Raw genomic sequence first — 9387 nt, forward strand, 5'->3', positions numbered from 1 at the left:
GCGCCCCCGACAGCTGGCCGGTCACGGTGATGCTGAACAACACCGCGGGCTCGGGCGCGGTCGCCGTCCAGTACAACCAGCAGATGGCCTCGGCTCTGCTGGCGTCGCTGCCGACCCTGCTGGTGTATCTGCTGCTCGGACGGTTCTTCATGCGGGGCCTCATGGCGGGCGCGCTCAAGGGGTGACGAACGCGTCAACCCAACACCCGTCTCAAGCGTCACATGGGTGATCGAAGGAGATCCGCATGGGAACCCAACGGCCCGGCAGCCGTCCCGTGACGGACATCAACCCTTTCGACCGCTCCGTTGGCAATTCAGCCGAGATGCGCCTAGCCTCTCGGGCATCGTCGCGCGGCATACCGGCGTCCCGCCGGAGCCCCGTCGATCCCGGGTCGACGGAGACCGGGCGAGTGTGATGGAGGTGGCCGCGTGCAGGCGATGAGTGTTCAGCAGCCCTGGGCGTTCGCGATCGCGCGTGGCGGCAAGTCCGTCTCGAACCAGAGCCTGCCGACCGCCTACCGCGGCCCGCTCCTCATCCACGCCTCCATGCGCGTCGACCTGAAGGCGTGCGACTCGCCGCTCGTCCAGGCCGCCGGCTGGGACCCGCGCGACCCGCTCGCCACCATCGGCGCCGTGATCGCCGTCGCCGACCTCGACGACGTCTGCTCGGCGGCGGCCCGCGGCGGCGCCTGCGACTGCGGCCCCTGGGCGGAGCGCGGGCACCACCACTGGCACCTCACCGGCGTCCGGCCCCTCCCCCGCCCCATCGTGGCCCTCGGCCGCACCGACCTCTGGCAGCCGACCCCCACCCTGGTCAACGAGGTCAACACCATGTTCGCCCTCAACCCCTGAGGGCGTCGGCGGCGGCGCGCAGGCGGGCGAACTCGGCGGCGATGCGGTCGAGCGGCCAGTTCGCGTTCAGACCGCTCGGGTTCGGCAGGACCCAGAGCCTCGCCGGGCCGAACTCCTCGTCCTGCGGGCCGATCTGCGTGCGGGGACGGCCGAAGGCGGTGCGGTAGGCGGTGACGCCGGCGACCGCCAGGTAGGCGGGGCGGTGGCGCTCCACGAGCGCGTGCAGGCGCCGTCCGCCCTCGCGGAGTTCGGCGTCGGTCAGCTCGTCGGCGCGGGCGGTGGTGCGGTGCGCCAGGTTCGTGATGCCGAGGCCGTAGCCGGGCAGGAGGTCCTGCTCGGACGGGTCCAGGAGGCGGTCGGTGAAGCCCGAGCGGTGCAGCGCCGGCCAGAAGCGGTTGCCGGGGCGCGCGAAGTGGTACCCGGTCGCGCCGGAGTACAGGCCCGGGTTGATGCCGCTGAACAGCACGCGGAGCGTCCCGCCGTCCGGCGGCAGGACGTCGGGGATGACCCGGTCGCGGGCGGCCTCCAGGTCGGCCTTCGTGGGACGCATCAGACCAGATTACGGACGATCAGCACCACCGCGGACGTCCCGACGACGATGAGGAGCGCCACCCGGAGCCGTCCGGCGTCCAGGCGGCGGCGCAGCGGCCCGGCGACGAGGAAGCCCGCGAGGACGAACGGCAGCAGCGCCGCGCCCGCGACGACCTGCCGGGCGGGCAGGTGCCCGGCGGCGCCGAGGACGACGAGGGACAGCAGCGTGCCGCCGGCGAAGTACAGCGCGAGCGTCGCGCGCACGCGGGGGCCGCTCTCGCGCTGGTAGAGCAGCGCCAGCGGCGGGCCGCCGATCCCGGACGCGGTCCCGGTGGTGCCGGAGACGACCCCGGCGGCGGCGAGCGTCCGGCGGTTGCGCGGCACCTCCCGCGACCCGGCCGTCATCGCGAGCGCGGCGAGCACGACGGTGCCGATCACGACGCCGAGGACGCGGGCGGGGACGGCGGCGACCAGCCACACCCCGAACGGCGTCCCGGCGAGCCGGCCGCCGACCGCCCAGCCGAGCCCCCGCGAGTCGACGTGCCCGACCTCCCGCGCGAGCGTCGCGAGCGGGAGGACGAGCGCGACGACCAGGATCGCGCCCGGCATCAGCGACGGGTACAGCAGCGTCACGACCGGCGTCGCGACCAGGCCGACGCCGAGGCCGACGCTGCCCTGCACGATCGCGCCGGCCAGCGCGGCCAGCCCGCCGATGAGGAGGAAGTCGAGAGGGGGCACGCCCGCCGACGCTACCGCCCGGCCCTGCCGGTGGGGATCACCGCCCGGCCGGGATCACGCGGACGCCTCGGTGAGGCGCTTGAGCTGGTCGTCGGTGAGGGTCGTGCGGGCCGCCTCGACGAGCGGCGGCAGCTGGTCGAGGGTGCGGGCGCTGGCGATGGGCGCGGCGACGGTCGGCTGCGCGGCGAGCCAGGCCAGCGCGACGGTCGCGACGGCGGCGCCCTGCTCCTCGGCGACGATGTCGAGCGCCGCGAGGACGCGTTGCCCGCGCTCGGTCTCCAGGTGCCCGGCGGCGCGGCCGGCGCGCACGCTGTCCACCGTGGCGCCGGGCCGGTACTTGCCGGTCAGGAAGCCGGAGGCGAGGCCGTAGTAGGGGACGGCGGCCAGCCCGTACCGCTCGGCGAGGTCGCGGCGCGGCCCCTCGTAGGTGTCGCGGGACACGAGGTTGTACTGCGGCTGGATGGCGGTGTACCGGGCGGTGCCCTCGCGCTCGCTGAACGCCAGCGACGCTTCGAGCCGGTCGGGCTCGATGTTCGACACCGCGATCTGCCGGACCTTGCCGGCGGTGACGAGCTCGTCCAGCGCCGTCATGATGTCCCCGACGGGCACGGACGGGTCGTCGAAGTGCGTGTAGTACAGGTCGATGCGGTCGGTGCGGAGCCGGCGCAGCGAGTCGTCGGCGGCGGCCTTGATGGTGGCGGGGGCGAGGCCCCTGCGCTGAGGGTGGCGGCCCACCTTGGTCGCGATGACGATGTCGTCGCGGTTGCCGCGCGCCTGCGTCCACTCCCCGATGATCGCCTCGGACTCGCCGCCGCTGTTGCCGGGCGCGGACGCCGTGTAGGAGTCGGCGGTGTCGACGAAGTTGCCGCCGGCCGCCGCGTAGGCGTCCAGGATCTCGAACGAGCGCTCCTTGCCGGCGGTCCATCCGAAGACGTTGCCGCCCAGGCAGAGCGGGAAGACGTCCAGTTCGCCGATATTGTTCATGTTCAGCCTTCTTGTCGCTTCGGAGTCACCAGGGGATCATTACCCAGTGCAGACCGCCTGTCTCGCCTTCGCCGCCATGGCCGCGCTCCTGACGATCACGCCGGGCGTCGACACGATGCTCGTCCTGCGCAGCACCGTGGCCGCCGGGCGCCGCACCGGCCTCCTCGCGTCCGCCGGGGTGGTGACGGGGCTGATGTGCTGGGCGCTCGCGAGCGCGGTGGGGCTGACCGCGCTGCTCGCCGCGTCCCGCCTCGCGTTCGACGTGCTGCGCGTCGCGGGCGCCTGCTACCTGCTGTGGCTCGGCGCGCGCGCCCTCTGGACCGCCCGCCGCCGCACGCGGGACGCCGCCGAGCCCCCGGAGGCGCGGACGTCCGGCCTCACCGCGTTCCGCACGGGCCTCACCACCAACCTGCTGAACCCCAAGGTCGGCGTCTTCTACATGAGCCTGCTGCCGCAGTTCGTCCCGGACGGCGCCTCGGTGTTCTGGACGAGCATGCTGTTCGCGGTCATCCACGCCGCCGAGAGCCTGCTGTGGCTGGCCGCCATCGTCGGCGCCGCCGGAGCCGCCCGCCGCGCCCTCGCCCGCCCCGCCGTGAAGCGCCGCCTCCAGCAGCTCACCGGCGTCGCCTTCGTCGGCTTCGGCCTGCGCCTCGCCATCGACCACTGAACGCGGAACGGGCCGCCCCCGGAAGGGAGCGGCCCGTCGCGGTGGTGCGGGTTACTTGCGGATGAGGTTGCGCAGGACGTACTGCAGGATGCCGCCGTTGCGGTAGTAGTCCGCCTCACCGGGGGTGTCGATGCGGACGGTGGCGGTGAACTCCTTGCCGTCGGCCTTGACCGTGACCTCCTCGGGGACGCCGCCCTCGTTGAGCGCGGTGACGCCGGTGATGTCGAAGGTCTCGGTGCCGGTCAGCCCGAGCGACTCGGCGGACTCGCCGTCCTTGAACTGCAGCGGCAGGACGCCGAGGCCGATCAGGTTCGAGCGGTGGATGCGCTCGTAGGACTCGGCGATGACGGCGCGGACGCCGAGCAGCGCGGTGCCCTTGGCCGCCCAGTCGCGCGACGAGCCGGAGCCGTACTCCTTGCCCGCGATGACCACGAGCGGGATGTCGCGCTCGATGTAGTTGCGCGAGGCGTCGTAGATGAACGCCTGCGGCGCCCCCTCCTGGGTGAAGTCGCGGGTGTAGCCGCCCTCGACGCCGTCCAGGAGCTGGTTGCGGAGCCGGATGTTGGCGAACGTCCCGCGGATCATGACCTCGTGGTTGCCGCGGCGCGAGCCGTAGGAGTTGAAGTCCCGGATCTCGACGCCGTTGTCCTGGAGGTACTGGGCGGCGGGGGTGCCGACCTTGATGGCGCCGGCCGGCGAGATGTGGTCGGTGGTGACCGAGTCGCCCAGCTTCGCCAGCACGCGGGCGCCGTGGATGTCGGTGACCGGCTCCGGCTCGGCGCCCATGCCGTCGAAGTACGGGGCCTTGCGGACGTAGGTGGAGGCGGCGTCCCACTCGAACAGGTCGCCGGTCGGGATGTCGAGGCCGGTCCAGCGCTCGTCGCCCTTGAAGACGTCGGCGTAGCTCTCGGTGAACATCTCCTGCCCGATGGACGACTCGACGATCGCGGAGACCTCCTCCGGCGCGGGCCAGATGTCGCGCAGGTACACCGGGCCGTCGGTGCCCTCGGCGATCGGGTCGTTGAGGATGTCGATGTCCATCGTCCCGGCCAGCGCGTAGGCGATGACGAGCGGCGGCGACGCCAGGTAGTTCATCTTCACGTCGGGGCTGATGCGGCCCTCGAAGTTGCGGTTGCCGGACAGCACCGCGGTGACCGCCAGGTCGTTGTCGTTGACGGCCTTGGAGATCTCCGGCTGCAGCGGGCCGGTGTTGCCGATGCAGGTGGTGCAGCCGTACCCGACGAGGTTGAAGCCGATCTTGTCGAGGTACGGGGTGAGGCCGGCGCGCTCGTAGTAGTCGGTGACGACCTGCGAGCCGGGCGCGAGCGAGGTCTTCACCCACGGCTTGCGGGTGAGGCCCTTCTCCACCGCGTTCTTGGCCAGCAGCGCCGCGCCGATCATCACGTACGGGTTGGAGGTGTTGGTGCAGGAGGTGATCGCGGCGACGGCGACGTGCCCGTGGTCGAGCTCGAACTCGGTGCCGTCCTCCAGCTTCACCGCGACGCGCTTGTGCGGCCGGCCGGACCCGTTGGCGTCGACGTGCCGCGGCTTGTCGCCCGCGGTCTCCTGCATGATCGCCGGGGTGTCGGAGGCGGGGAAGCTCTCGTTGGACGCCTCGTCCAGCGCGCCGAGGACGCTCTCGACGTAGTTCTGCACGTCCCGCCGCCAGGTCGCCTTGGCGTTGGACAGGGCGATGCGGTCCTGCGGGCGCTTCGGGCCGGCCAGCGACGGGACGACCGTGCCGAGGTCCAGCTCCATGTACTCGGAGAAGTCGGGCTCCACGGACGGGTCGAGCCACAGGCCCTGCGCCTTGGCGTACGCCTCGACGAGCGCGATCTGCTCCTCGTCGCGGCCGGTGAGCCGCAGGTACTTCAGCGTCTCGTCGTCGATCGGGAAGATCGCGCAGGTGGAGCCGAACTCGGGGCTCATGTTGCCGATCGTGGCGCGGTTCGCCAGCGGCAGCGCGTGCACGCCCTCGCCGTAGAACTCGACGAACTTGCCGACGACGCCGTGCTCGCGGAGCATCTCGGTGATGGTCAGCACGAGGTCGGTCGCGGTCGTCCCGGCGGGCAGCTCGCCGGTCAGCTTGAAGCCGACGACGCGCGGGATGAGCATCGAGATCGGCTGGCCGAGCATCGCGGCCTCCGCCTCGATGCCGCCGACGCCCCAGCCGAGCACGCCGATGCCGTTCTCCATCGTGGTGTGCGAGTCGGTGCCGACGCAGGTGTCGGGGTAGGCGGTGCCGTTGCGGTCGAACACTACGCGCGCCAGGTGCTCGATGTTCACCTGGTGGACGATGCCGGTGCCCGGCGGGACGACCTTGAACTCGTCGAACGCCGTCTGCCCCCAGCGCAGGAACTGGTAGCGCTCCTTGTTGCGCTCGTACTCGCGCTGCACGTTGCGCTGGAACGCCTCCGGCGTGCCGAAGTAGTCGACGATGACGGAGTGGTCGATCACCATCTCGGCCGGCGCCAGCGGGTTGATCTTCGTGGGGTCGCCGCCGAGGTCGCGCACGGCCTCGCGCATGGTGGCGAGGTCCACGACGCAGGGCACGCCGGTGAAGTCCTGCATGATCACCCGGGCGGGGGTGAACTGGATCTCCTTGCTCGGCTGGGCCTGGGAGTCCCACTGCGCGAGCGCGCGGATGTGCTCGGCGGTGACGTTCGCGCCGTCCTCGGTGCGCAGCAGGTTCTCCAGCAGCACCTTCAGGCTGTACGGGAGACGGGCCGCGCCCTCGACGGCGTCCAGCCGATAGATGTCGTACGACTTGTCGCCAACCTGCAGCTTGTCACGGCTGCCGAAGCTGTTCGCGGACACGGACTCCTCCTCCGTCGCCACCGCGCGTCCGGTCCGGGACATGAGCGCGCGGCGCTCGTCTTGATCTTCAGTACTCCCGTCCCCTGGGCCGGCTCGGAGCGGCGGGGCGGGTGGTCTCGTCTACCTTGATCCTGCCCTAGTCGCGGACATGACCGGCAACCAGGGCAGCCTAACTTCCGCAGGTTTTCTCTCGACGTCAAGCTATCCCCAATTTATCTCGACATCAAGCTACTTGCACCCTACGATGCGTCGGCATGGGCGTCGACTGGTACCGCATGCGCCTCCGCCCCGACGCCGGCGCCGCCGCCCTCGGGGCGGCCGTCCGGGCCCAGCGGGCGGCCTTCGCGGCGTCCGGAGGCTGGTTCCCCGACGAGTTCGGCCACCTGGACCCTCCCGCGCCCGCCAACGGACCCGACATCACCGACATGGTGGACGTCGACACCGGCGCCGGGAACTCGCACCGGGTGATCGCGCTCGTCCTCACCCCCCTGCTGCCCGCCGAATGGCGGTTCGCCATGTACCGGAGCTTCCCGCCGGACGAGCTGGCCGAGCACCTCCGGCGGTGGCGAACCCACGTCGAGGAGGTCCGGGACGGCGGGCACCGGCCGTACCTGCGCGCCTGGCACGCCTACACGACGAGCCGACGCCTGGCCGACGAGTGGACGTCGCTCCGGCAGCGGGCCCTGAACGCGGTTTCGCGCACGAACGCGTGGGCCGTCCGTCCCGGACTGGTGGACGTGCGCGAACACATTCTGTCGCTACCGTCCCCCGCCGTAGGCCCGGCACCCCGCTGGGGTGGCGAGAACCAGGCGGCCCCCATCGATGCCGTGCCCTACATCCGCCTCGCGCGGGAGTGGAACCGGCGCGTGCCCGCCAACCAGAAGGTGCACGTGACGCAGCCGCCGTCCTTCAGCGAGTTCCTGGACGACGACTCCCCGGACGAAACACTCCACTGGATGGAAGAGGCCGCCGAAGAGGGCTACGGCCTACTCCTCGACTGGTGAACGCCCGCGTACACGTCGCCCTCAGCCGGGGGAGGTCAATCGCAGGCGAGCTTCGCCCACACGATCTTCCCGCCCTCATTGAGGGGCCGGACGCCCCACGCATGGACGATCTCCGCCATGAGCTGGAGTCCGCGTCCCGACACGGCCGCATAGTTCTGCGCCCGGACAACCGGCCGCTCCTCACCGCCGTCCCACACCTCGATCACCGGGAGCCCGTCGCGCTCGTCCCGCAGCACCCGCACGACGATCGGCCCCTCACCGTGCCGGTACGCGTTCGTGACGAGTTCGCAGACCACGAGCCGCCCCACGTAGTCGTCCTCGATCCCCCACCCGGCGAAGAGCTCCGCGACGAACACCCGGGCGAGCCGGGGCGCCTGGTCATTGGGTTCGAGAACGAGCGGCGACGCCCCCTCCGGGGCAAGTGCAGTGAACATCGCTGAGACCTTCGAGTGAGCCTGTGTTCGAATCACGACACAGAGTCACGCGGTCACGCTAAGTTGGCACGCGTACGCAGCGCAGTCACAACAACACGGAACGCGGAGGCCCACCCCCCATGGCCACCAACGAACCGCCGGACCCGAAGAGCAGCATGTGGTCCTTCGTCGCCTACTACCTGCGTTTCTGCCGCAACCAGCGCGGGCTGTCGGGCGAAGCGGTGGGACGCGTCATCACCGCGAGCAAGGCGACCGTTTCACGCATCGAGAACGGCATAGAGCGCCTGGACGCCCAACGCGCGGCCCTGCTCGACAAGGCGTGGGAGACGGGCGGAGTCTTCTCGATCCTGGTCTGGTACGCCAGCATCGGCCACGACCCCCAGTGGCTGGCCCAACTCTCGACCTTCGAGCAACGGGCTCGAATCATCCGGATCTTCGAGCCCCAGGTGATCACCGGCCTGCTCCAGACGGAAGAGTACGCCCGAGCCCTCCTGACCGGTGGAGGCGTTCCCGACCCCGAGCCGTCCGTGGCCGAGCGGATGAATCGAAAGAGCGTCCTCGACCGAGCATTCGTCCTGGTGACGTTGAGCGAGACCGCTCTGCGCTGGCCTGTGGGAAGCCCGCGCATTATGCGGGAGCAACTCGCACACGTCCTCGAAATGGCGGAGCGGCCGAACATCGTCGTCCACGTGATTCCGCAGACCTTCGAGACCGGTGCGCATCCGGGCCTGGACGGTGGCGTGAAGCTCGTCACGGGCGACGACTTCGGTGAGGTCGCCTACACCGAGTCGCTCGGTGGCGGTCGGCTTATATCGTCTCCCACGGAGGTCGCGGAATACGCGATCCTGTTCGCACGGATAAGTGCGAAGGCTCTCCCCGAGCACAGGTCGAAAGACCTGATCAGGACGGCTATGGAGGCGTTCAGTGACGACGATGTGGCGCAAGAGCAGTCATAGCGGTACCCAGGCAGGGAGTGACTGCGTCGAGGTCGGCCGTCTCCCCCGGACGATCGCCTTCCGCGACTCCAAGAACCCGGACGGCCCCAAGCTCATCGTGGGACGTGACGAATTCGCGGCTCTGCTGGCAACCCTGAAGCACTGAGGCTCGCGGCGCGGCTGCTACCGCCGGTCGGGGCGGACGATGAACCAGGCACCCGAGGGTGCGACCCAGATCAGCAGACCGGGCCAGACTTGGACGAGTCGCCAGTCTGGGCGCTGTTTCAACCTGTGGTGGCGTCTGCAGAGCGGAGCCAGGTTGCAGCGGCAGGTGGTCCCGGGCCGCCACGGGACCGTGTGGTCGAGGTCGCAGCGGTGGGTTGGCTGGTTGCAGCTCGGGAACACGCAGGTCTCGTGCCGGGCCTC

General features: G+C 71.0%; 10 protein-coding genes and 1 pseudogene. 6 read left to right on the top strand and 5 right to left on the bottom strand.

The genetic code is table 11. From position 1 onward, the window contains the following. Positions 1-185: pseudogene (locus tag AB0K34_RS44965) on the top strand (carbohydrate ABC transporter permease); the annotation flags it as partial. Positions 186-437: 252 nt separating this feature from the next. Next, entirely contained in the window at positions 438-851 is a 414-nt protein-coding gene (locus AB0K34_RS44970; RefSeq protein WP_301174316.1) for a hypothetical protein, read from the top strand. Here the strand turns inward: AB0K34_RS44970 and mug are convergent. The 3 genes from mug to AB0K34_RS44985 are packed head-to-tail and all read right to left on the bottom strand — an operon-like array spanning position 841 to position 3104. Beyond that, the gene (mug, locus tag AB0K34_RS44975; protein WP_364554632.1) at positions 841-1401 is read right to left on the bottom strand and encodes a G/U mismatch-specific DNA glycosylase; all 561 of its coding nucleotides are present in this window, start codon (positions 1399-1401) and stop codon (positions 841-843) included. The two genes, AB0K34_RS44970 and mug, sit on opposite strands and share 11 nt — an antisense overlap. Then, positions 1401-2120 carry a sulfite exporter TauE/SafE family protein gene (locus AB0K34_RS44980; RefSeq protein WP_364554634.1) on the bottom strand — a complete coding sequence of 240 codons (720 nt, stop codon included), beginning with the start codon at positions 2118-2120 and terminating at the stop codon, positions 1401-1403. Before AB0K34_RS44980 ends, mug begins: the two co-directional genes overlap by 1 nt. Positions 2121-2174: 54 nt before the next feature. Next, positions 2175-3104: an aldo/keto reductase gene (locus AB0K34_RS44985; protein WP_364554636.1), complete on the bottom strand. Its 930-nt coding sequence runs from the start codon at positions 3102-3104 to the stop codon at positions 2175-2177. Between the two features lie 46 nt (positions 3105-3150). Between AB0K34_RS44985 and AB0K34_RS44990 the strand changes: the two genes are divergently transcribed. Continuing rightward, positions 3151-3771, top strand: coding sequence for a LysE family translocator (locus AB0K34_RS44990; protein WP_364554638.1), 621 nt, complete (start codon positions 3151-3153; stop codon positions 3769-3771). Between the two features lie 51 nt (positions 3772-3822). Here AB0K34_RS44990 and acnA read toward each other — a convergent pair whose 3' ends face one another. Continuing rightward, positions 3823-6588 (bottom strand): aconitate hydratase AcnA, encoded by a 2766-nt coding sequence (acnA, locus tag AB0K34_RS44995; RefSeq protein WP_364554639.1) that lies wholly within the window; start codon positions 6586-6588, stop codon positions 3823-3825. A gap of 254 nt (positions 6589-6842) precedes the next feature. On the opposite strand from acnA, the gene AB0K34_RS45000 reads away from it, so the two are divergent. Continuing rightward, complete coding sequence (locus tag AB0K34_RS45000; RefSeq protein ID WP_364554641.1) at positions 6843-7592, top strand: hypothetical protein; 750 nt, start codon at positions 6843-6845, stop codon at positions 7590-7592. Positions 7593-7627: 35 nt separating this feature from the next. Here the strand turns inward: AB0K34_RS45000 and AB0K34_RS45005 are convergent, their stop codons facing one another. Beyond that, positions 7628-8026, bottom strand: a complete 399-nt coding sequence (locus AB0K34_RS45005) for an ATP-binding protein (RefSeq protein WP_364554643.1) — start codon at positions 8024-8026, stop codon at positions 7628-7630. A gap of 119 nt (positions 8027-8145) precedes the next feature. On the opposite strand from AB0K34_RS45005, the gene AB0K34_RS45010 reads away from it, so the two are divergent. Together AB0K34_RS45010 and AB0K34_RS45015 are read left to right on the top strand one after the other, a co-directional pair. Next, complete coding sequence (locus tag AB0K34_RS45010; RefSeq protein WP_364554645.1) at positions 8146-8982, top strand: Scr1 family TA system antitoxin-like transcriptional regulator; 837 nt, start codon at positions 8146-8148, stop codon at positions 8980-8982. Beyond that, the gene (locus AB0K34_RS45015) at positions 8960-9127 is read left to right on the top strand and encodes a DUF397 domain-containing protein (RefSeq protein ID WP_364554647.1); all 168 of its coding nucleotides are present in this window, start codon (positions 8960-8962) and stop codon (positions 9125-9127) included. Before AB0K34_RS45010 ends, AB0K34_RS45015 begins: the two co-directional genes overlap by 23 nt. The last annotated feature ends 260 nt before the right edge of the window (positions 9128-9387 follow it).

It is taken from the genome of Actinomadura sp. NPDC049382, assembly GCF_040677125.1.
Taxonomy (GTDB): Bacteria; Actinomycetota; Actinomycetes; order Streptosporangiales; family Streptosporangiaceae; genus Spirillospora; species Spirillospora geliboluensis.